The sequence below is a fragment of the Streptomyces sp. NPDC107550 genome (assembly GCF_055639095.1).
In genome coordinates, this window is the sequence record NZ_JBVKBC010000003.1 from 216,990 (window position 1) to 238,668 (window position 21,679).

General features: G+C 72.9%; 19 protein-coding genes. 14 read left to right on the forward strand and 5 right to left on the reverse strand.

What is annotated here, in order from left to right; genetic code table 11:
- Positions 1–24: 24 nt before the first annotated feature.
- From ACZ7LY_RS06045 to nudC, 3 genes are all read left to right on the forward strand, one after another.
- Complete coding sequence (locus tag ACZ7LY_RS06045; RefSeq protein ID WP_471623307.1) at positions 25–3,624, forward strand: ATP-dependent DNA helicase; 3,600 nt, start codon at positions 25–27, stop codon at positions 3,622–3,624.
- Between the two features lie 10 nt (positions 3,625–3,634).
- Entirely contained in the window at positions 3,635–5,047 is a 1,413-nt protein-coding gene (locus ACZ7LY_RS06050) for a dipeptidase (RefSeq protein WP_471623308.1), read from the forward strand.
- A gap of 86 nt (positions 5,048–5,133) precedes the next feature.
- On the forward strand, positions 5,134–6,093 hold the full coding sequence (nudC, locus tag ACZ7LY_RS06055) for an NAD(+) diphosphatase (protein WP_471623309.1): 960 nt from the start codon (positions 5,134–5,136) through the stop codon (positions 6,091–6,093).
- An 84-nt stretch (positions 6,094–6,177) separates the two neighbouring features.
- Here the strand turns inward: nudC and ACZ7LY_RS06060 are convergent, their stop codons facing one another.
- Entirely contained in the window at positions 6,178–6,420 is a 243-nt protein-coding gene (locus tag ACZ7LY_RS06060; RefSeq protein WP_471623310.1) for a mycoredoxin, read from the reverse strand.
- Between the two features lie 237 nt (positions 6,421–6,657).
- Here ACZ7LY_RS06060 and ACZ7LY_RS06065 point away from each other — a divergent pair, with 237 nt between their 5' ends.
- The 5 genes from ACZ7LY_RS06065 (at position 6,658) to ACZ7LY_RS06085 (ending at position 10,563) form a co-directional block, all read left to right on the forward strand.
- Positions 6,658–8,874 (forward strand): ATP-dependent DNA helicase UvrD2, encoded by a 2,217-nt coding sequence (locus tag ACZ7LY_RS06065; RefSeq protein WP_471623311.1) that lies wholly within the window; start codon positions 6,658–6,660, stop codon positions 8,872–8,874.
- A 163-nt stretch (positions 8,875–9,037) separates the two neighbouring features.
- On the forward strand, positions 9,038–9,361 hold the full coding sequence (locus tag ACZ7LY_RS06070) for a hypothetical protein (RefSeq protein ID WP_471623312.1): 324 nt from the start codon (positions 9,038–9,040) through the stop codon (positions 9,359–9,361).
- Between the two features lie 187 nt (positions 9,362–9,548).
- Entirely contained in the window at positions 9,549–9,917 is a 369-nt protein-coding gene (locus ACZ7LY_RS06075) for a WhiB family transcriptional regulator (protein ID WP_471623313.1), read from the forward strand.
- Entirely contained in the window at positions 9,914–10,237 is a 324-nt protein-coding gene (locus ACZ7LY_RS06080) for a hypothetical protein (RefSeq protein ID WP_471623314.1), read from the forward strand. Before ACZ7LY_RS06075 ends, ACZ7LY_RS06080 begins: the two co-directional genes overlap by 4 nt.
- 122 nt (positions 10,238–10,359) lie before the next feature.
- A complete protein-coding gene (locus tag ACZ7LY_RS06085; protein WP_471623315.1) occupies positions 10,360–10,563 on the forward strand; it encodes a hypothetical protein in 204 nt (67 codons plus the stop codon).
- 70 nt (positions 10,564–10,633) lie between these two features.
- Here ACZ7LY_RS06085 and ACZ7LY_RS06090 read toward each other — a convergent pair whose 3' ends face one another.
- Complete coding sequence (locus ACZ7LY_RS06090; protein WP_471623316.1) at positions 10,634–12,073, reverse strand: ABC1 kinase family protein; 1,440 nt, start codon at positions 12,071–12,073, stop codon at positions 10,634–10,636.
- Between the two features lie 68 nt (positions 12,074–12,141).
- The gene (locus ACZ7LY_RS06095; protein WP_471623317.1) at positions 12,142–13,308 is read right to left on the reverse strand and encodes a ThiF family adenylyltransferase; all 1,167 of its coding nucleotides are present in this window, start codon (positions 13,306–13,308) and stop codon (positions 12,142–12,144) included.
- Positions 13,309–13,533: 225 nt separating this feature from the next.
- Between ACZ7LY_RS06095 and ACZ7LY_RS06100 the strand changes: the two genes are divergently transcribed.
- From ACZ7LY_RS06100 to ACZ7LY_RS06115, 4 genes are all read left to right on the forward strand, one after another.
- Positions 13,534–14,130, forward strand: coding sequence for a M48 metallopeptidase family protein (locus ACZ7LY_RS06100; protein ID WP_471623318.1), 597 nt, complete (start codon positions 13,534–13,536; stop codon positions 14,128–14,130).
- A gap of 126 nt (positions 14,131–14,256) precedes the next feature.
- Entirely contained in the window at positions 14,257–16,002 is a 1,746-nt protein-coding gene (locus ACZ7LY_RS06105; protein WP_471623319.1) for a TerD family protein, read from the forward strand.
- An 11-nt stretch (positions 16,003–16,013) separates the two neighbouring features.
- Complete coding sequence (locus ACZ7LY_RS06110; protein WP_471623320.1) at positions 16,014–16,694, forward strand: AIM24 family protein; 681 nt, start codon at positions 16,014–16,016, stop codon at positions 16,692–16,694.
- 17 nt (positions 16,695–16,711) lie between these two features.
- Positions 16,712–17,464: an AIM24 family protein gene (locus ACZ7LY_RS06115; protein WP_471623321.1), complete on the forward strand. Its 753-nt coding sequence runs from the start codon at positions 16,712–16,714 to the stop codon at positions 17,462–17,464.
- Between the two features lie 161 nt (positions 17,465–17,625).
- Here ACZ7LY_RS06115 and ACZ7LY_RS06120 read toward each other — a convergent pair whose 3' ends face one another.
- Positions 17,626–18,162 carry an NUDIX hydrolase gene (locus ACZ7LY_RS06120; protein WP_471623322.1) on the reverse strand — a complete coding sequence of 179 codons (537 nt, stop codon included), beginning with the start codon at positions 18,160–18,162 and terminating at the stop codon, positions 17,626–17,628.
- On the reverse strand, positions 18,159–19,694 hold the full coding sequence (locus ACZ7LY_RS06125) for a zinc-dependent metalloprotease (RefSeq protein WP_471623323.1): 1,536 nt from the start codon (positions 19,692–19,694) through the stop codon (positions 18,159–18,161). The genes ACZ7LY_RS06120 and ACZ7LY_RS06125 overlap by 4 nt, the downstream gene beginning before the upstream one ends.
- A gap of 192 nt (positions 19,695–19,886) precedes the next feature.
- On the opposite strand from ACZ7LY_RS06125, the gene ACZ7LY_RS06130 reads away from it, so the two are divergent.
- Entirely contained in the window at positions 19,887–20,996 is a 1,110-nt protein-coding gene (locus ACZ7LY_RS06130; RefSeq protein ID WP_471623324.1) for an SDR family oxidoreductase, read from the forward strand.
- A gap of 206 nt (positions 20,997–21,202) precedes the next feature.
- Complete coding sequence (locus ACZ7LY_RS06135) at positions 21,203–21,667, forward strand: molybdenum cofactor biosynthesis protein MoaE (RefSeq protein ID WP_471623325.1); 465 nt, start codon at positions 21,203–21,205, stop codon at positions 21,665–21,667.
- The last annotated feature ends 12 nt before the right edge of the window (positions 21,668–21,679 follow it).

Consider the following 21,679-nt stretch of genomic DNA (forward strand, 5'->3'; position numbering starts at 1 on the left):
GTGGTGCCGGTTAGCCTCGGTGAGGTGACCACACGCCTCACCGACCCCGAGCAGCTCAAAGAGCTGCTCGGCATCCCGTTCACCCCGGAGCAGACGGCCTGCATCACCGCGCCGCCCGCCCCGCAGGTGATCGTGGCCGGAGCCGGCTCCGGCAAGACGACGGTGATGGCCGCGCGCGTGGTCTGGCTGGTCGGCACCGGCCAGGTCGCACCCGAGCAGGTCCTCGGCCTCACCTTCACCAACAAGGCGGCCGGTGAGCTGGCCGAGCGCGTCCGCAAGGCGCTGATCAAGGCCGGCGTCACCGACCCCGACACCCTCGACCCGGACAACCCGCCTGGCGAGCCCGTCATCTCGACCTACCACGCGTTCGCGGGCCGCCTGCTGACCGACCACGGGCTGCGCATCGGCCTGGAGCCCTCGACCCGGCTGCTCGCCGACGCCACCCGCTTCCAGCTCGCCGCGCGCGTGCTGCGCGAGGCGCCGGGCCCCTACCCCGCCCTCACCCGCTCCTTCGCCGACCTCGTCAGCGACCTCCTCACCCTTGACGGAGAGCTGGCCGAGCACCTCGTGCCGCCGCAGCGGCTGCGCGCCCACGACCACGAACTGCTGCGCGCGCTCGACGGCGTCAGACTCAGCAACGCCGACCTGCGCAAGGTCCCCGAGGCCGCCGCCGCCCGGATCGAACTCGCGGAGCTGGTGACCCGCTACCGCGACGCCAAGCGGGCGCGCGACGTCCTCGACTTCGGCGACCAGATCGCCCTGTCCGCCACCCTCGCCGACACCCGCCCCGAAGTCGGCGAGATCATGCGGGACGAGTTCCGCGTCGTCCTGCTCGACGAGTACCAGGACACCTCCGTCGCCCAGCGCATCCTGCTCGCCGGCCTGTTCGGCGGCGGCACCGGCCACGCCGTCACCGCGGTCGGCGACCCCTGCCAGGCCATCTACGGCTGGCGCGGCGCCTCCGTCGCCAACCTCGACGACTTCCCCCAGCACTTCGCCCACGCCGACGGCAGCCCCGCCACCCGCTTCGCCCTCAGCGAGAACCGCCGCAGCGGCGGCCGCCTCCTCGACCTGGCCAACGGGCTGGCGGAGCCGCTGCGCGCCATGCACGCGGGCGTGGAGGCACTGCGCCCGGCCCCCGGCGCGGAGCGCGACGGCGTCGTGCGCTGCGCGCTGCTGCCCACCCACGCCGAGGAGATCGACTGGCTCGCCGGCTCGATCGCCCATCTGGTCGCCACCGGCACCCCGCCCGGCGAGATCGCCGTGCTGTGCCGCACCGCCGCCGACTTCGCCCAGATCCAGGGCGCGCTCGTCGCCCGCGACATCCCCGTCGAAGTGGTCGGCCTGTCCGGGCTGCTGCATCTGCCGGAGGTCGCCGACCTGGTCGCCGTCTGTGAAGTGCTCCAGGACCCCGGCGCCAACGCCTCGCTGGTCCGCCTGCTCACCGGCCCGCGCTGGCGCATCGGCCCGCGCGACCTCGCCCTGCTGGGCCGCCGCGCCCGCCTGCTCGTCTCCCACGCGCGCGGGGGCGACGACGACCCCGACCGGCGTCTCGCCGAAGCCGTGGAGGGGGTCGATCCGGCCGAGGTGATATCGCTCGCCGACGCGCTCGACACGTTCCTGGAGACCTCCGCGCAGGCCGACGGGGACGACGACGGGCTGCCGTTCTCGCCGGACGCGCGCGTGCGCTTCGCCCGCCTCGCCACCGAACTGCGCGAACTGCGCCGCTCCCTGTCCGACCCCCTCATGGACGTCCTGCACCGCGTCCTCGCCGTCACCGGCCTGGAGGTCGAACTGTCCGCGTCGCCGCACGCCCTGGCCGCCCGGCGCCGCGAGACCCTGTCCAACTTCCTCGACACAGCGGCCTCCTTCGCCGCCGACGACGGCTCCGCCACCCTGCTCGCCTTCCTCGGCTTCCTGCGCACCGCCGCCCAGTACGAGAAGGGCCTCGACAACGCGCTGCCCGGCGGCGAGAACACCGTGAAGGTGCTCACCGCGCACAAGTCCAAGGGACTGGAGTGGGACGTCGTCGCCGTCCCCGGCCTCGTCGCCGGCACGTTCCCGAGCACCCAGGGCCGCGAGAAGTGGACCGCCCAGGGCAAGGTGCTGCCGCACGCGCTGCGCGGCGACGCCGCCACCCTGCCCGACGTCGAGACCTGGGACGCCAAGGGCATCAAGGCGTTCCACGCCGACATGAAGGACCACCAGCACACCGAGGAACTGCGCCTCGGATACGTGACGTTCACACGCCCGCGCTCCCTGCTGCTCGGCTCCGGGCACTGGTGGGGCCCCTCGCAGAAGAAGAAGCGCGGCCCCTCCGACTTCCTCCAGGCGCTGTACGACCACTGCGTCGCGGGCCACGGCGAGATCGAGGCATGGGCCGACGAGCCGGCGGAGGACGCCGAGAACCCCGCCCTCCAGGAGTCCGCCGCCGAGCAGGCGTGGCCGCTGCCGCTCGACGAGACCTCCCTCGCCCGCCGCCGCGCCGCAGCCGACACCGTCCTCGCCCACCTGGACCGCATCAGGGAGCACGCGGGCGGCTCCGCGCACACCGAGAGCCGCGCCCACACCGAGAGCCACCCCGCGACCCCCGACGAACCGCCCTTCGAGGACCCGGACTGGCCGCCCCCGCCCGCCGACGACCTCCTGGACGAGCCGCCCTACGACGACGAGCCCCCGTACGAGGAGGCCGGCGCCGCCGACTGGGAGAGCCTCCCCACCGAGCGCCCGACGGTCCCTCACCCGACCCCGGCCCCCCACGCGCGCGTGCCGGAGGCCACCCCGCACCCGGCGGAAACGCACGCCCACGCGCGCGTGCCCGAGTCCGCGCCGCACGCCCCGGCCGTCCCGCACCCCGCGCCCGCCCCCGAGATGTTCCTCACTCCGGAGGAGTCCCGCACGATCGACTCCTGGGACCGCGACCTCGACGCCCTCGCCGGTGAACTGCTGCGCGCCCGCGCCGCCGTCCGCGAGGTCCCCGTGCCGCACTCGCTGACCGCGTCGCAACTGCTGCGCATGGCCGCCGACCCGGACGGCTTCGCCCAGGACCTCGCCCGGCCCATGCCCCGCCCGCCCCAGCCGGCGGCCCGCCAGGGCACCCGTTTCCACGCCTGGGTCGAGTCCCGCTTCGAAGAACTGCGCCTGCCCCTGCACGACCCCGAGGACCTGCCCGGCAGCGACGCGGAGATCGCCGACGCCCGCGACCTGGAAGTCCTCAAGGAAGCCTTCGAGCGCACTCCTTACGCCCACCGCACACCCCACCGCGTGGAGCTGCCGTTCCAGCTGGCCATCGCGGGCCGTGTCGTACGCGGCCGGATCGACGCCGTCTACAAGGAGGGCGACGGCGACGACGCCACGTACGAGATCGTCGACTGGAAGACCGGGCATCTGAAGACCGCGGACCCGCTCCAGCTCGCCGTCTACCGGCTGGCCTGGGCCGAGCAGCAGGGCGTGCCGCTGGAGAAGGTGAGCGCCGCCTTCCTGTACGTACGCACTGGTGAGACGGCGCGGCCGCGGCGGCTGCCCGGGCGGGCCGAGCTGGAGCGGCTGCTGAGCGGGGAGCCGCGGGAGGCGGACGAGGCGGCGGCGGAGCCGACGGACGAGCGCACTCCTGCGGGGGACTAGGCTCGTGGACATGAGCAAGCCCGTTGACAGCGCCGTCAGCACCGTCCGTGCGTACATCGAGGACCACCGAGAAGCGTTCCTCGACGACCTCGCCGCGTGGCTGCGGATCCCCTCCGTCTCCGCCCAGCCCGACCACGCACCGGACGTGCGCCGCAGCGCCGACTGGCTCGCCGCGAAACTGGCCGAGACGGGCTTCGTGACCACGGAGGTGTGGGAGACGCCCGGCGCCCCCGCCGTGTTCGCCGAGTGGCCCTCGGACGACCCGCAGGCGCCCACCGTGCTCGTCTACGGCCACCACGACGTCCAGCCCGCCGCCCGCGAGGACGGCTGGGACACCGAGCCCTTCGAGCCCGTCGTCATCGGCAACCGCCTCCACGCGCGCGGGGCCGCCGACGACAAGGGGCAGGTGTTCTTCCACACACTCGGCGTGCGCGCCCACCTCGCCGCGACCGGCCGCACCGCCCCCGCGGTCCACCTCAAGCTGCTCGTCGAGGGCGAGGAGGAGTCCGGCTCCCCGCACTTCCGGGCGCTCATCGAGGAGCGCAAGGACCGGCTCGCCGCCGACGCGGTGATCGTCTCCGACACCGGCATGTGGTCCGAGGACACCCCGACCGTCTGCACCGGCATGCGCGGCCTCGCCGACTGCGAGATCGAGCTGCGCGGGCCGGACCAGGACATCCACTCCGGCTCGTTCGGCGGCGCCGTGCCCAACCCGGCGACCGCCGCCGCCCGCCTCGTCGCCGCGCTCCACGACGAGCACGCGCGCGTGGCCGTCCCCGGCTTCTACGACGGCATCGTCGAGCTGACCGACCGCGAGCGCGAACTCTTCGCGGAGCTTCCCTTCGACGAGGAGCAGTGGCTGCGCACCGCCAAGTCGCACGCCACCTACGGTGAGTCCGGTCACACCACCCTGGAGCGCATCTGGGCCCGCCCCACCGCCGAGGTCAACGGCATCGGCGGCGGCTACCAGGGCCCCGGCGGCAAGACGATCGTCCCGTCCTCCGCCATGCTGAAGCTCTCCTTCCGCCTGGTCGCAGGGCAGGACCCCGACCACGTGGAGAAGGCCGTCACCGCCTGGGTCGCCGAACAACTGCCGGCCGGCATCAGCCACACGATCACCTTCGGCGCCGCGACCCGCCCCTGTCTGACCCCGCTGGACCACCCCGCGCTGCAGTCCGTCGTACGAGCCATGGGGCGCGCCTTCGAGCAGAAGATCCGCTTCACGCGCGAGGGAGGCTCCGGGCCCGCCGCCGACCTCCAGGACGTCCTGGAGGCGCCCGTCCTGTTCCTCGGCATCTCGGTGCCCTCCGACGGCTGGCACGCCCCCAACGAGAAGGTGGAGCTCGACCTGCTGATGAAGGGCGTCGAGACGGCCGCACACCTGTGGGGCGATCTCGCGGACAACTGGGCGGACGACGCCTGAACGAGCCACCCCGCACGCGTCCTGTCGCGCGTCCCGCCGAACCGCCTGCCGAACCACCCATTCCACCGGGGGAGTTGGAAGCACCCGTGACCACCTGGACCGACCGCACCGCCGAACTGGCCGCCGACCGGCCCCTGTCGCTCGCCGCGCCGAGCGGCATCGACCGCGCCGCGCACCACCGCCTCGACGAGGCATGGCTCGCCGCCGCGTGGAGCCACCCCACGACCCGGGTCTTCGTGGTCTCCGGCGGTCAGGTGCTCGTCGACGAGACACCGGACGGCGCGACGGAACTCGTGATGACGCCGTCCTTCGAGGCGCCCCTCACCGAGGCCCACCGCTACTTCCTGGGCACCGACGACGACGGCGTGAGCTACTTCGCGCTCCAGAAGGACACCCTGCCCGGGCGCATGGACCAGTCCGCGCGCCCGGCCGGACTGCGCGAGGCGGGCCTCCTGCTCTCGCCCCGGGACGCCGGCCTCATGGTGCACGCCGTCGCCCTGGAGAACTGGCAGCGACTGCACCGCTTCTGCTCCCGCTGCGGCGAACGCACCGTCATCGCCGCCGCGGGTCACATCCGCCGCTGCCCGGCCTGCGGGGCCGAGCACTACCCGCGCACCGACCCGGCCGTCATCATGGCCGTCACGGACGACCAGGACCGCATCCTGCTCGGCCGCCAGGTGCACTGGCCCGAGGGCCGCTTCTCGACGCTCGCCGGCTTCGTCGAGCCCGGCGAGTCCATCGAGCAGTCCGTGCGGCGCGAGGTCCGGGAGGAGGCCGGCGTGATCGTCGGGGACGTCCAGTACGTCGCCAGCCAGCCCTGGCCGTTCCCCTCCAGCCTCATGCTCGGCTTCATGGCCCAGGCCACCTCCACCGAGATCAACGTGGACGGCGACGAGATCCACGAGGCCCGCTGGTTCTCCCGCGACGACCTGCGGGCCGCGTTCGACTCCGGCGAGGTCATGCCTCCTTACGGGATCTCGATCGCGGCCCGGCTGATCGAACTCTGGTACGGCAAGCCGCTGCCGAAGCCCAGCGACGCGCTGTGAGTGCCCGCCGGTAGACGCACAGAAGCCCGCTGCCACGCGCGTATGCGCACGGCAGCGGGCTTCTGAACGAGGGGGCGGGGCGGGTCAGGCGCCGATCTTCTGCTTGACCTGCGCCAGCGAGGGGTTGGTCAGCGTCGAACCGTCGTCGAAGAGGACCGTGGGGACCGTCTGGTTGCCGTCGTTCGCCTTCTCCACGAACGCGGCGGACTCCGGGTCGTGCTCGATGTTGATCTCCGTGTACGCGATGCCCTCGCGGTCCATCTGCTTCTTCAGCCGCTGGCAGTAGCCGCACCACGTGGTGCTGTACATCGTCACAGTGCCCGGCATGTTCCTCGCGCTCCTTCATGGCTGGGGATGCGTGTTCGCATTCAGACGAACGTACGCGAGACGGCGGCCATTCCCGCACGCAGGCGGGAGGGCGACCGTTCCCGCACGTACCCGGGACGGCGACGGCCCCCGTACGTCACGCGCTTTCCCGCACGTCACGCGGATAAATACGACTGGCACCCGCACCCTGTGGACAACCCGGCGCACCCGCCCCCGGCGACCTGGCAGCATGGCGGGGTGACAGCAGCAACGCACTCCACCCTGTTCCCACAGGTCCCGGACTCGCCGGACGCGGTGCTCGAGGGCCTCGACCCCGAGCAGCGCGCTGTGGCGACGGCCCTGCACGGTCCGGTGTGTGTGCTCGCGGGCGCAGGCACCGGCAAGACGCGCGCGATCACCCATCGCATCGCGTACGGCGTCCGCGCCGGGATACTCCAGCCGAACACGGTGCTCGCCGTCACCTTCACCAACCGCGCCGCGGGCGAGATGCGGGGCCGGCTGCGCCAGCTCGGCGCCGGGGGAGTGCAGGCCCGTACCTTCCACTCAGCGGCCCTGCGCCAGCTCCAGTTCTTCTGGCCCAAGGCGGTCGGTGGCGAGCTGCCGAGGCTCGTCGACCGCAAGCTCCAGCTCGTCGCGGACGCCGCAGCGGCCTCCCGGATCCGTCTCGACCGCGGCGAGCTGCGTGACGTCACCGCCGAGATCGAGTGGTCCAAGGTCACCCAGACCGTCCCCGGCGACTACGCGGCGGCGGCCCACAAGGCGGGCCGCGAGACCCCGCGTCACCCCGGCGAGATCGCCCAGATCTACGCCGACTACGAGACGCTCAAGCGGGACCGCTCCGTCATCGACTTCGAGGACGTGCTGCTGCTGACGGTCGGCATCCTCCAGGACCGCGCCGACATCGCCGAGCAGATCCGCGCGCAGTACCAGCACTTCGTCGTCGACGAGTACCAGGACGTCAGCCCCCTCCAGCAGCGCCTGCTCGACCTCTGGCTCGGCGACCGGGACAGCCTGTGCGTGGTCGGCGACGCCAGCCAGACCATCTACTCCTTCACCGGAGCCACCCCCGACCACCTGCTCAACTTCCGCACCCGCCACCCCGGCGCCACCGTCGTCAAGCTCGTCCGCGACTACCGCTCCACGCCCCAGGTCGTCCACCTCGCCAACGGCGTCCTCGCGCGCGCCAGCGGGCGGGCCGCCGAGCACCGCCTGGAGCTGATCTCGCAGCGTGAGGCCGGCCCCGAGCCGCTGTACTGCGAGTACCCCGACGAGCCCGCCGAGGCCGAGGGCGCCGCCCGCCGCATCCGGGAGCTGATCGACTCCGGGGTCGCCGCCGGCGAGATCGCCGTCCTGTTCCGCACCAACAGCCAGTCCGAGATCTACGAGCAGGCCCTCGCCGACGCGGGAGTGCCCTACCAGTTGCGCGGAGCCGAGCGGTTCTTCGAGCGGCCCGAGGTCCGCAAGGCGGGCCACGCCCTGCGCGCCGCCGCCCGCTTCGGGGGCAACGACGCGGGACTCGACGAGGCCGTGGACCTTCCTTCACAGGTCAGAGCCGTGCTCTCCGGCGAGGGCTGGTCCAGCGAACCGCCCGCGGGCTCGGGCGCCGTCCGCGAGCGCTGGGAGTCGCTCGCCGCGCTGGCCCGGCTCGCGGAGGACTTCGCGCGGGTCCACGCGGACGCCACCCTCACCGACTTCATGACGGAGCTGGACGAGCGGGCCGCCGCCCAGCACGCCCCGACCGTCCAGGGCGTCACCCTCGCCTCGCTGCACGCCGCCAAGGGCCTGGAGTGGGACGCCGTGTTCCTGGTCGGCGTCGCCGAGGGCATGATGCCGATCACCTACGCCAAGACCGACGAGCAGATCGAGGAGGAGCGCCGGCTGCTGTACGTCGGCGTGACCCGCGCCCGCCTGCACCTGTCGGTGTCCTGGGCGCTGTCCCGCTCACCGGGCGGCCGTCCCACGCGTCGGCCGAGCCGCTTCCTCGACGGACTGCGGCCCGGCTCCACCGGGGTCGCGGGGCGGGGAGCGCGCGGCGGCGCCGCCGGCGTCGAGCACGGGACCCGCGCGGCGCGCAGAGAGCCGCTGGAGGGCGCCCGGCGCAGAGTCGACCGCAAGGTCGCCCGCTGCCGCGTGTGCGGGCACACCCTCGAAGCGGGCGAGATGAAGCTGATGCGCTGCGAGGACTGCCCCTCCGACATGGACGAGGGACTGTACGAGCGGCTCCTCGCATGGCGGGCCCGCACCGCGGCCGCGCTCGGCCAGCCCGCGTTCTGCGTCTTCACCGACAAGACCTTGATCGCCATCGCCGAGTCCGCGCCCGACGACGAGGTGGAGCTGTCCCGTGTCCCGGGTGTCGGACGACGGAAATTTCGCGCCTTCGGCTCCGATGTGCTCGCCATTTGCGCAGGTCAGATGGTGGGCGAGGAGAGCACGGACGACGATGGCGGGCACTGACACGAACTCGTCGAAAAAATAGTTTGCGCCGGGCCCGGCAATCCCCATAGGTTCTAAAGCACGAAAGCAGCGGCCTTCTCGAAGGTCCTGGTTCCGTGTTGTACTTGAAAGCCGTCGGACCGGCCCGCGCCGGTCCCTTAGACGCCGAGAGGAGGCGATTCCAGTGATCAGCATCAACACCAGCTCCGTCAGCACCGTGAAAATGACCGATCGCTCGGTCGTCTCCACCTGCCTGCTCGGCTTCTCGAACCCGGGCACCGGTCTGTCTGGCGTCAGCGCCATCCGTCCGGCTGCCCTCCTGTCCTTCGACGCGCTTCCCGTGCGTGAGGGCAATGAGCGACCGACCAAGGCACTGGAAGCAGTAGCGACGGCACAGGCCACGGCCTATGCCTCCGCGGCGGCCGGTGCCGGAATCCGGAAGCAGACGACGCAGCACCACACGATGTGGGCCTTCCGTGGGCTCGAACCCTGGAGCGATCCAGTCTGATCCATGATCAGACCGGCGCCTTCAGGGCCGCGGAACCCCACCCGGGATCCGCGGCCCTTCTGTTTTCCCGGAAGACCGAGCCGTCTTCCGAGGAACCAGACCGAAGGGGCCTCGGGACAAGAAAAGAACCCGGTACCACCGCCACCCGGCCCACCGGCCGGAACGACCAGACGAGGAAGAACACACCGTGCAACTCGAAGCGCACGCCCCGTCCGTACCGCCTTCCGACGCTCTTTCCCCGCCCGTGTCCACGGAGGACTCCGCCTTGAACCCGCTGACCGCGCTCACCGCGCTCGACGACGCCATCGAGAACCTCGGCGTGCCCGTCCCCTGCCGCGCCTTCGACCCCGAGGTCTTCTTCGCCGAGCAGCCGGCCGACGTCGAGTACGCCAAGTCGCTCTGCCGCACCTGCCCGCTCGTCGAGGCGTGCCTCGCCGGCGCCAAGGAGCGCCGCGAGCCGTGGGGCGTCTGGGGTGGCGAACTGTTCGTCCAGGGCGTGGTCGTCGCCCGGAAGCGGCCGCGTGGCCGCCCGCGCAAGAACCCGGTCGTCGCATGAACACGCGAGGAACGATCGACCGCCCCCTGACGCACGACCCCCAGAAGCAGGACTCGATGAAGCCGTCCACGAGTGAGCCCATCGGCTCCGCGACCCCCGACTTCACCACCACAGGCGCGAACGACTCGCGTCAGAACAGGACCCGTCAGATGCAACTCATCCCAGAAGCCTTGGCTCGTGCGCATATGCACGACCAACTGAGGGACGCGCACGCAGAGCGCCAGGCCCTGCGCCTGGTGGTCGCCCGCCGGATGCAGCGCCGAGCGGAGCGTGCGTCACTGCGCGCCCGGCGCGCGCTGGCCATGGCCGTCATGCAGTAGCGCCACGGCGCCCGCCGCGCCCCGCGCGGCGCGGCGGCTTCCTCGGGGGCCGGTCCCATCGGACCGGCCCCCGAGGCGTGTAATGCCTGAAGATGATCGGTCCATGGAGTTATCGTCACGGGGTGACGTCTCTTCCTGGCGGGGACTCCGCGCGGCAATCCGAACAGCAGACCGTCGCGTGCGCGCGCTGCGGTACGACGGCCGAGGGGCCGCCGCTGACCTGGACGTGTTCCGTCGAAAGCGGCGTCCGGCGCTACTTCTGCGAGGCGTGCGCCCGCCAGAACATCAGATCCATCGAGGGGCGTCTCGACTCCGACTGGTGGTGATCAGCGCCCCTGACGGTGGTGATCAGCTCCCGCGACCGATGGTGTTCAGCGCCCGGCCGACCGCTGGTGATCACCCCTCCGCCGCGGGCAACGGCTCCGCCGCCCGCGCCGACGGCTCCGCACCCTCCGCCGCCGCGTCCTCGGCGTCTGACGCCAACCCCTCTCCCTCCGGCGCCAATTCCTCGCCCTCCGGTACGAACCCCGGCAGCCACCGCTCCAGCTCCTCCCGCAGCCGGACCGTCGCCCCGAGCTGGCACAGCACGCCGATCGTGCTCAACGTCACCCGGTGGATGAGGAGATACGCGGGCGGCAGATTCAACTGCTTGCCCAACTGGTGGGCGGGGGAGCGGATGTCGGCGAGGCGCGCCGCCTGCGTGCGCATCCACGAGCGCGTGAAGGTGAACGCCTCGACCTGCGCCGGCTCGATGATCGGCAGCAGGTACTCCAGGACCGCTTCCGGGTCCAGCTCGATGGACTCCTTGACGAAGCCCTCCTCGCGCAGCAGTTCGTAGACCCCGTCCGCGTCGCCGTCGAGCGTCATCCGCAGGGTGACGCCGATGGGTCCGGGCAGGCCCCCGGGCAGCCGGTCGACCGTGCCGAAGTCCAGCACACCGAGGCGCCAGCCGCCCGAGCCGTCCGGCAGCAGCCGGAAGTTCCCCGGGTGCGGGTCGGCGTGCAGCAGGCCCGTGCGCGCCGGGCCGGAGAAGAGGAAACGGGCCAGCAACTGCCCCGCCCGGTCCCGCATCGCCGCCGAACCGTCCGTGATCACCTCGGACAGCGGGGTCCCCTCGATCCACTCCGTGACCAGCACCTGCTCGCACTGGTGGACCACCTGCGGCACGACCACGTCCGGGTCGTCGGCGAACTCCTCGGCGTGCGCGCGCTGGGCCCGCGCCTCCAGGTCGTAGTCCAACTCCTCGGAGACCCGGTCGCGCAACTCCGCGATCAGCGGCTTGATGTCCATGCCCGGGATGAGCGGGCCCAACAGGCGCGCGAAGCGGCTCAGTTGGGTCAGGTCCGACAGCAGCGCCTCACCCGCGCCCGGATACTGCACCTTCACCGCGACCGCCCGCCCGTCGTGCCACACGGCGCGATGCACCTGCCCGATCGACGCGGCGGCCGCGGGCTTGTCGTCGAACTCGGCGAACAGCTCCCGCCAGTCCTCACCGAGCCGCTCCGCGAGCACCGCGTGCACGGTCCGGGTCGGCATCGGAGGCGCCGCCTCCTGAAGCTTGGTCAGGGCGGCCCGATAGGGGCCCGCGACCTCCTCCGGCAGCGCCGACTCGAAGACGGACAGCGCCTGTCCGAACTTCATCGCACCGCCCTTCAGCTCGCCCAGCACCTTGAACAACTGGTCCGCCGTGCGCTGTTGCAGCTCTCTGCCGACCAGCTCCGCCGACTTGCCGCCGATGCGCTTGCCGATGCCCCAGGTCGCGCGGCCCGCGAAGCCGATCGGCAGCGCGGCCAGCTTGGCGGTACGGGTAACCGCCTTACGGGGAAGATCAGACATACACCCCTCCAAGTGCCGGACAGCTCAGCCGCGCGTGCCCAGGCACCGGGACGCCGACAGCCATGCGCTCACCGGGCCATTGTGTCGTGCGGCTCCGCGTCCACGGAGACCTCCTGCCCGTTACCTCTCTCACCAGCACCGCAAGGACACCGGGGATGCGGCCACACCGGGCGGGCGTGCCAGTCGAGGCCCGGCGACGACGCCTCCCAGCGGGCGCCCGTGCTCGACGGCAGCTCCTCGTCGAGGAACGCCAGCGCGTGGGCCGCCGCCAGACCCGCCACCGCCGTGGCCAGGGCCACGTCACACGCCTGCACCTGGCGGGAGGCCCGCCCCGAACGCCACTGCGCGAGCAGCCGGGGCAGTATCGCGTCCCGGTCCGTGCGCCCGAGAAGCAGACACCGCGCGCACGCCGAGCCGCCGGGCAGCACCAGCGGGCCGACGATCCCGGTCGCCTCGGCCACCCCCGCGTACAGATGAGGGACGCCGTCCGCGATCAGGTCGTCGGCGCTCTCCGGTTCGGGGGAGTGGACGGCGAGGCCGTCGCGGGGCGCGATGACGGCCAGGGAGAGCGGAGGCGCCGCGGGATCGGGCTCCGCGAGGCGCTGCGGGGGGCCGCTCCGCCGGTCGGGGCGCGGGGCCCGGACCGGCGCCGCCGCGCGCACCGCCCGCCGCGCGGAGACGTCCCGGCGCTCTCCCACCGCGTCCACGGCGTGCCCGCCCGGCGCCACGTCAGCCGCCTCCACGCAGCCGCCGTCCCGCACCTCCACATGGCCCACGCCCGCCGCGGCGAGCACCGACGCCACCAGCGCTCCCACCCGGCCGACCCCTCTGACCTGCACGCGCGCGGCGTGGCGTGCCGCCAGTCTCTCCAGCGCCGCCGCCGGTTCGCGGGTGGTCACCGTCAGCGCGGCGTGGTCGGGCCGGAGCCGGTCCATGACCCCCGTCCGCTCGCGCAGGGCGACGGCGGCCGGGCCCCCGCCGGTCGCGTCGTCGAGAAGACCCGCCTCGGAGAGCCGGTCGAGGACGCAGTCGGCGTGCCCGTCGGGCAGGCCCATCCGGCGGGCCTCCTCGCGCAGCAGAGGGACCCCGCGTGTCCCGTCGAGGAGGGTGAGGAAGGTGCCGGTGGCGGTGTCCACCGGGCCCAGGACCACCGCGTGCGCCGGCGTGACGCCGAACTGCACCGTGTTGAGGTCGTGCCACCCGCGCCGCAGCGCCGGCTTCAGGATCGGATGCATGACTGTCCCCCGTGCCGTGCCGTGCTCCCGCCGGGGCGGGCGGCCCCGGCGGTGTCGTACGACAGCCAGCATGGACCCGGAGGCCGCTCGCGTGCGTCGAGTTGTCCACAGGGTGGGGGTGATAGTCGTACTAATGCAGCGATCGGGGGTGCGGGGACGCGCGGCAGCACACCGAAGAGGCCCGGAGGCGGGACTTCCGCCCTGCTCAGCGGGTAACGTCGGGGCGTGCCCGCCGACCCACCGCACCGTGCCACGAACACGCAGCGCAGCACGACCAGCCCGCCGCCGAGCGGGCCTCGGGCGAGCGCGGTCGAGGTCCGCCGGAGCGCCCGGCGCCGCCGCACGGTCTCCGCGTACCGCGAGGGCGACCGCACGGTCGTCCTCATCCCGGCCCGCATGTCGGAGGCCGAGGAGCAGCGCTGGGTCACCGTCATGCTCGACAAGCTCGCGGCCCAGGAGAGCAAGCGCGTCCTCGGCGACGCGGAGCTGGCCGAGCGCGCCGAGCGGCTGTCCGGGCAGTTCCTCGACGCGAAGGCGCGGCCGGCGTCCGTGCGCTGGGTGACCAACCAGAACACGCGCTGGGGCTCCTGCACCCCCGCGGAAGGCAGCATCCGCCTCTCGCACCGCCTCCAGGGCATGCCCGAGTACGTCGTCGACTACGTACTGCTGCACGAGCTGGCGCACCTGCTGGTCCCGGGGCACGGCCCGCGTTTCTGGCGGCTGCTGGAGGCGTACCCGCGCACCGAGCGGGCCCGCGGCTACCTCGAAGGTGTCGTCGCGGCGGACCGTCTGCCCCATCTTCCTCCCGGGCGCGGCGAGTAACCGCGCGGGGCGGGCGGTTTCGTACCAGGGCTGTACCGACGCCCGTACCGAACTCCTCGGATGTCAGTGTTTGCCGTTAGCCTGACGCGACGCAATCACCATCCGGATGGGGGACGGTCGTTACGCATGGCCAGGGAATTCCAACGCGGCCACAAGGCCAAGATCAGTGACCTCACCGCGGGCACGGACCTGTACGTCGGCGTGCAGATCGGCGGCCCCGGCCTGACCTTCGACATCAGTTGCTTCGGCCTCGACGGTGACGAGCGGCTCTCCGACGACCGGTACTTCGTCTTCTTCAACCAGCCGAAGACGCCGGAGGAGTCGGTCCAGCTCCTCGGCGCGCAGGCCGGTGACACCGAGTCCTTCCGCGTCACGCTCGACAAGATCCCCGCCCACATCCAGAAGCTCTCCTTCACCGCGACGATCGACGGCGCCGGCCAGATGTCGCAGGTGGCGCCCGGTTATCTGCGGATCGTCGCCGGGGGCGAGGAAGTCGCGCGGTACTCCTTCCAGGGCGGTGAGTTCTCCACCGAGCGCGCGGTGATGCTCGGCGATTTCTACCTGAAGGACGTGTGGCGGTTCGCCGCGGTCGGACAGGGCTTCGACGGGGGCCTGGAAGCGCTCCTGAAGAACTTCGGCGGCGAGGTCGCCGAGGAGGAGCCCGCCCCGGCCGCCCCCGCGCCGCCGCAGCAGCAGTCCGCCGCCCCCGGCTTCGCGCCGCCCGCCCAGGCCGCCGCGCCGCCCGCCTTCGGCGCCCCCGCAGGCCCCGCCCCGGCGCCCGCGCCCGCCCAGGCGCCCGCGCCGCAGCCCGCCCCGCAGCACTTCGCGCCGCCGCAGACCCCGACGCCGCCGCAGGCGCCCACCCCGGCCACACCCCCGGACGTGCACGCCGCGCCGACGATCATCGCGCCGCTGTCCACACCGCCGGGCGGCACCGCGCCGCCGCCCCCGCCGCCGTCCCCGTACGGACAGCAGCCCCCGCAGCAGCCGCAGTTCGGGCAGGTCCCGGGCCAGGGCGGCGGCTCCCTGCCACCCGGATACGGACAGCAGGGCCACGCGCCCGCCGCGCCGCACGCCTACGGCCAGCCCCCGCACGCCCCCGCGCCGCCGCCCGGCTACGCGCAGCAGCCCGGAGCCCCCTCCCCGTACGGCGGCCCGCAAGGGGCACCGCACGGCGCGCCGCAGGGCATCCCGCAGCAGGCGCCCGCGCCGGGCGTGGCCGCCGCCCTGGAGAAGTACCGCGAGGCGCCCACCGGGCAGCGCTGGACCCCGCAGAACAAGAAGCTGATCCGCGTCGACCTCGGCGCGGGCGGCGAGCAGCCCGTGCTCGCGCGGCAGGGCAGCATGGTGCTCTACCAGGGCAAGGTCGAATTCAGCTACAAGGGCGCCGGTTTCGCGGGACGCATCGTGGGCCACGCCACCGGCCAGGAGATGCAGCTGATGCGCTGCACCGGCCGCGGCCAGGTCTTCCTCGCCGAGGACGCCACCCATCTGCACCCCATCGAGCTCCAGGGCGACGCCATCTGCGTCTCCGCGGAGAACGTGCTGGCGTTCGACGAGTCCCTCCAGTACGAGGTCCGCCGCATCGAGGGCCACGGCATCCCCGGCGGCGCGCTGTTCGTCATGCAGTTCCAGGGCACCGGCACCATCGTCGTCAAGACGCACGGCACGCCCGTCGTGCTGCCGGTCACGCCCACCACCTTCGCCGACTGCAACGCGGTCGTGGCCTGGTCGGCGGCCGCGCAGGCCATCGTCTCCAGCCAGGTCCGGATGCGCCGCAACTCCTACCCCGGGCACAGCGGGGAGAGCGTGAATCTCCAGTTCCGGGGCGCCCCCGGGAACTTCATCGTCGTCCAGCCGTACGAGGTCTGAGGGAGCCCGAAATGAACCAGCCGCTCACGGGCTACGCCCCGACCCCCGTCGCCGCCCGCATGGAGAACCACGGCAGCAACATGCTGAAGGTCGCCATGCAGACCGGGAACGACCTCTTCGCGCGCGTGGGCTCGATGGTCGCCTACGAGGGCTTCGTCCAGTACGAGCCCAACCCGCCGGCCGTCCGCCAGATCGCCCGCGACTGGATCACCGGTGAGGGCGCGCCCCTCATGAAGTGCTCCGGCGACGGCCTGCTCTACCTCGCCGACTACGGTGCCGACGTCGTCGTCATCAACCTCGCCGGCGAGTCCCTCTCCGTCAACGGCACCAACCTGCTCGCTTTCGACGCGCACCTGCAGTGGGGCGTCGAGCGGGTCAAGGGCCTCGCCAAGTTCGCCGGCCAGGGCCTGTGGAACATCACGGTCGGCGGCCAGGGCTTCGTGGCGCTGACCTCGCGCGGCACGCCCATCGTCGTCGACTGCGGCCGCGGCGAGGACGAGACGTACGTCGACCCCGACGCGCTGCTCGCCTGGTCGCCCCGGCTCAAGGTCAAGGGCAAGCGCAGCTTCCGGGCCGGCTCGCTCATCGGCCGGGGCAGCGGCGAGGCCTACCAGATGGGCTTCTCCGGCGAGGGGATCGTCGTCGTACAGCCCAGTGAGGACAGCACCGACCGCCTGCGGGCGCGGGGCTGAGGGGGAGCGAACACATCATGCAGAGCCCGCTTTTCGCGTACACCGAGCAGCAGTCGCCCGAGCGCTACACCGTGCAGAACCCGCAGATGCTGCGGGTCGTCCTGGAGGGCCACGACGACATCCTCGCCCGTAAGGGCGCGATGGTCGCCTACCAGGGACTCATGGAGTTCGACGGCGAGATCCAGACGTCCGGCGAGCAGCGCGCCCGCGCGTACACGGGCGAGGGTCTGAGCCTGATGCGCTGCCACGGGCAGGGCACGGTCTACCTGGCGAACCTCGCGCAGTACATCCATGTCGTGGACGTGGAGCAGGACGGCCTCACGGTCGACAGCGGTTACGTCCTGGCGATGGACTCCTCGCTGCACCACGAAGTGATCGCCGTGGACAGCCAGTTCGGCATCTCGGGATCCGGCAAGTACCAGCTCAACATCACCGGTCGCGGCAAGGTCGCCCTGATGACGTCGGGTCAGCCGCTGATGATGCAGGTGACGCCCGACAAGTACGTCAACGTCGACGCGGACGCCATCGTCGCCTGGTCGACCGGCCTGCGCGTCCAGATGCAGGCGCAGACGCACTCCTCGGGCGTCTGGCGGCGCCGGGGCAGCACGGGCGAGGGCTGGGAGCTGAGCTTCATGGGCACCGGCTACGCGCTCGTCCAGCCCAGTGAGCTGCTGCCCCCGCAGAACGCGGTGATGCAGGGCCTCGCCGCCCAGTACGGCCTCGGCCAGCAGGGCGCCCGCGGCCAGAACCAGGGCAACGCCTGGAGCTGAGGCGCGCGGTGCTCGGCAGATGTAAGGGGCGGTCGCCAATAGCAACCGCCCCTTACATCTCGCACCGAAGTACGTCTCTCACCGAGGCACGTCTCTACCGAAGCACGTCTCTCAGCGAAGTACGTCTCTACCGAAGCACGTATCTCGCCGAAGCCGTGCTCTCAGAGCCGCGCGAGCCGCTCCCGCGTCGCCGTCACGAGCCGCACCACCGACTCGTCGGCCACCCCCGCCACCTCGTCGTACGGGTACCAGCGCAGCGCCAGCGACTCGTCGCTGATCGCCTCCGTGGCCTCGGCCGGGGCCAGCGCCGCGTACTGCACGTCGAGGTGCTGGGTGCACGGGCCCGGGATCGGGTGCCGGTCCAGCCGCACCGGGCCGCCCGCGAGCAGCGTGAGGCCCGGGATGCCGGACTCCTCCGTCGCCTCGCGCAGCGCCGCCGCCGCGAGCGAGGCGTCGCCCGGCTCGCAGTGACCGCCCATCTGGAGCCACATCCGCAGCTTCTTGTGGAGCGTGAGCAGGACACGCCCGCGCTCCGGGTCGACGACCAGCGCGCTCGCCGTCAGATGCCCGGCCGTGCAGGGCTTGCCGAGGCCGGCCTCGCCGTAGGTGTCGAGATGGGCCAGATAGGCGTCACGCAGCTCCGGCTGGTCCTCGTAGCCCTTCAGCACGAGGACCGCGTCGTCGTACAGGCCGCTCACTTGTCGCCGTCGTCCTCGCGCTCGCCGGCGGACTTGCCGTCGTCCTTCCCGGGGCCGTCCTGGGTCTCGGGCGTGTCCTTCGTGAGGTCCTGCTTCGCACCGGAGTCGGAAGAACCGGCCCCGGACCCGGAGCGGGGCGCCGTGCCCGTGGCGGGGCCGTCGGCCGCCTCGCCCAGCATCTTGTCCAGCTCGGAGAAGTCCAGCTGCTCCCGGTGGACGAAGCCGTCCGGGTCGTCCAGGTCGGAGGCCGTCGGCAGCATGTCCGGGTGCGCCCACAGACCGTCGCGGCCGTCCACCCCGCGCGCGTCCGTGAGCGAGGCCCACAGGCGCGAGGCGTCCCGCAGCCGGCGCGGACGCAGCTCCAGACCGATCAGCGTGGCGAACGTCTGCTCGGCCGGACCGCCGGTCGCCCGGCGGCGGCGCAGCGTCTCGCGCAGCGCGTCGGCGGACGCCAGGCGCGGCTTCGCGGCCGCGTGGACCACCGCGTCGACCCAGCCCTCCACGAGCGCCAGAGCCGTCTCCAGGCGGGCCAGGGCCGCCTTCTGCTCCGGGGTGTCCTCGGGCTGGAACATGCCCTGCTGGAGCGCTTCCTGGATCTGCTCCGGGTTCTGCGGGTCGAACTGGCCGACCACGTCCTCCAGCTTCGAGGTGTCGACCTTGATCCCGCGCGCGTACCCGTCGACCGCGCCGAACAGGTGCGAGCGCAGCCACGGCACGTGCGCGAACAGCCGCTGGTGGGCGGCCTCACGCAGCGCCAGGTACAGGCGCACCTCCTCCTGCGGCACGCCGAGGTCCTTGCCGAACGACTCGATGTTCAGCGGGAGCAGCGCCGCCTTGCCGGCCGGGGCCAGCGGCAGGCCCACGTCCGTGGAGCCGACGACCTCGCCCGCGAGCGTGCCGAGCGCCTGCCCGATCTGCGAGCCGAACATCGCGCCGCCCATCGAGCGCATCATGCCGATGAGCGGGCCCGCCATGGCCTGCATCTCCTCGGGCAGCACATCGCCCATGGCCATGCCGACGCGCTCGGCGACCGGGTCGACCAGCTCCTTCCACGCGGGCAGCGTCGCCTCGACCCACTCCGCGCGGCTCCACGCCACCGTGGACGCGGCGCCGGAGGGCAGCGACGTGGCGTCGTCCAGCCACAGGTCCGCCAGGCGCACCGCCTCCTGCACGGCGGTCCGCTCGGCCGGGCCCACGCTGGCGTCCTTGACGCCGTCCTGTGTGCCCTGCGAGACGGTCTGGCGGGCGATGTCCTTGGCCATGTCCCAGTTCACCGGGCCGCCCTCGTAGGAGAGCATCTGGCCGAGCTGCTGGAACGCCGCCCCGAGATCGTTCGGATTCATGGAGCCGAACATGGCCGCGAACGGGTTGTCGCCGCCCGGACCACCCGCGCCGGGCAGGCCCGGGAAGCCGAGTCCGAAGGGGTTGGCCGGTCCCTGACCGCCACCGCCCTGCTGGTCCTTCTTCTTGCCCTCGTCGCCGTCTTCCGGCTCCTCCGGCGGAAGGCCGAAACCGAATGGGGTGTCACTCACGGGATTCCTCGGCTGGTAAGGCCACCGGTTCTGACCCGGTGGCGACTGCCCGACTACACACACCCAGCGTAGACACCGCGACGCGATCGGGCCTCGGTGCTCCGCCGACTCATCGCCTGCGGCAGGATGGATGCCTCCTGGTACGTACGCGTCTCACACGTACGTACAGAAGACAACCGCTGGAGACGCCCGGTGAGTTCCCCAGATCCGCAGGTTCGCGCAGCGCGAAACCCTTCAACCAGTCCCGCCGTGCGCGGGCCCGTCGTCGCGGTCACCGGTGCCGCGTCCGGCGTCGGCGCCCTGCTCACCGAGCGCCTGGCCGCCTCGGACGCGGTCAAGCAGGTGCTCGCCATCGACGAGCGGCGCGGCGAGTGCGCGTCCGCCACCTGGCACATCCTCGATGTCAGGGACCCGGCCATCGCCGAGAAGCTGCGCGGCGCCGACGTCGTCGTGCACCTGGCCCTCGACCTCGACCTGGAGTCCGACCCCGCCGCCCGGACGGCCTACAACGTACGCGGCACGCAGACCGTCCTGACCGCCGCGGCGGCCGCCGGGGTGCACCGGGTCGTCCTGTGCACCTCGGCGATGGTCTACGGCGCCCTGCCGGACAACGAGCTGCCGCTGTCCGAGGACGCCGAGCTGCGCGCCACGGCCGAGGCCACCGGCGTCGGCGACCTCCTGGAGATCGAGCGCCTGGCCCGCCGCGCGCCCCGCGCGCACCCCGGCCTGAACGTCACCGTGGTGCGTCCCGCGGTCCTCGTCGGCGGCACGGACACGGCCCTGACCCGCTACTTCGAGTCGCCGCGCCTGCTCGTGGTCGCCGGTTCACGGCCTGCCTGGCAGTTCTGCCATGTGGACGACCTGTGCAGCGCCCTGGAGTACGCCGTCGTGGAGAAGGTCGAGGGCGAGCTGGCCGTCGGCTGCGAGGGCTGGCTGGAGCAGGAGGAGGTCGAGGAGCTGAGCGGCATCCGCCGCATGGAGCTGCCGTCCGCCGTCGCGCTCGGCGCCGCCGCCCGGCTGCACCGCATCGGGCTCACCCCGTCCCCGGCGGGCGACCTCGCGTACACGATGCACCCCTGGGTCGTCAGCGGGAGCAGGCTGCACGACGCCGGGTGGCGGCCCCAGTGGACGAACGAGGAGGTACTCGCCGAGCTGCTGGAGGAGGTCGCGGGCCGGCGCACGGTGGCCGGCCGGCGCCTGGGCCGCAAGGACGCCACGGCGGCGGGCGCGGCGGGCGCGACGGTCGCCCTGCTGGGCACCGCGGCGGTCGTACGCCGGGTCCGCAAGGCGCGCCGCCGCTGAGCCGTCCGGCTGACTCGGACGGCCGGGTGGGGGCCGAGCGGGTGGCGAGGCGCGTGACCGGGGCGGGCCGCCGCGCCCTGTGGCGGCACGGCCCGGCACGGTTCGAGCGCGGGGGCGCCTGCCGTGCGGATCGCCCGCGCGTGTGGGCGGCGCGCTGTAGGAGGCTCCAATTCCCGGTTGTCAGTGGGGTGCGGCACGATGTGGGCATGGCACCCACCCAGCACGAGCACCCCGGCGAGCAGGCGGCACAGGACCCCATCAAGCTGCTCGCCATCCGTGACACGCCCCTGTCCGTGGACGAGGTCTTTCGGGCGGCGGGCGACGACGCGGCGGGCGGCACCACGCTGTTCGTGGGCACCGTGCGCAACCACGACGGCGGCGCCGACGTCGACAAGCTCGGCTACTCCTGCCACCCCAGCGCCGAGGCCGAGCTGCGGCGCGTCGCCGAGAAGGTCGTCGCGCAGTACCCCGTGCGCGCCCTCGCCGCCGTCCACCGGGTCGGCGATCTGACCGTCGGCGACCTCGCGGTGGTCGTCGCCGTGTCGTGCCCGCACCGGGGTGAGGCGTTCGAGGCGTGCCGCAAGCTCATCGACGACCTCAAGCACGAGGTGCCCATCTGGAAGCACCAGACGTTCTCCGACGGTACGGAGGAGTGGGTCGGCGCCTGCTGAGACTCCCCGCGC

What these genes read in the sequence shown, in the direction of transcription:
- ACZ7LY_RS06095 (WP_471623317.1), bottom strand. Translation starts at nt 13,308, where the DNA reads ATGCATCCGATCCTGAAGCCGGCGCTGCGGCGCGGGTGGCACGACCTC.
- ACZ7LY_RS06110 (WP_471623320.1), top strand. Translation starts at nt 16,014, where the DNA reads ATGAACCAGCCGCTCACGGGCTACGCCCCGACCCCCGTCGCCGCCCGC.
- ACZ7LY_RS06105 (WP_471623319.1), top strand. Translation starts at nt 14,257, where the DNA reads ATGGCCAGGGAATTCCAACGCGGCCACAAGGCCAAGATCAGTGACCTC.
- ACZ7LY_RS06050 (WP_471623308.1), top strand. Translation starts at nt 3,635, where the DNA reads ATGAGCAAGCCCGTTGACAGCGCCGTCAGCACCGTCCGTGCGTACATC.
- ACZ7LY_RS06115 (WP_471623321.1), top strand. Translation starts at nt 16,712, where the DNA reads ATGCAGAGCCCGCTTTTCGCGTACACCGAGCAGCAGTCGCCCGAGCGC.
- ACZ7LY_RS06090 (WP_471623316.1), bottom strand. Translation starts at nt 12,073, where the DNA reads ATGTCTGATCTTCCCCGTAAGGCGGTTACCCGTACCGCCAAGCTGGCC.
- ACZ7LY_RS06080 (WP_471623314.1), top strand. Translation starts at nt 9,914, where the DNA reads ATGAACACGCGAGGAACGATCGACCGCCCCCTGACGCACGACCCCCAG.
- ACZ7LY_RS06135 (WP_471623325.1), top strand. Translation starts at nt 21,203, where the DNA reads ATGGCACCCACCCAGCACGAGCACCCCGGCGAGCAGGCGGCACAGGAC.
- ACZ7LY_RS06060 (WP_471623310.1), bottom strand. Translation starts at nt 6,420, where the DNA reads ATGCCGGGCACTGTGACGATGTACAGCACCACGTGGTGCGGCTACTGC.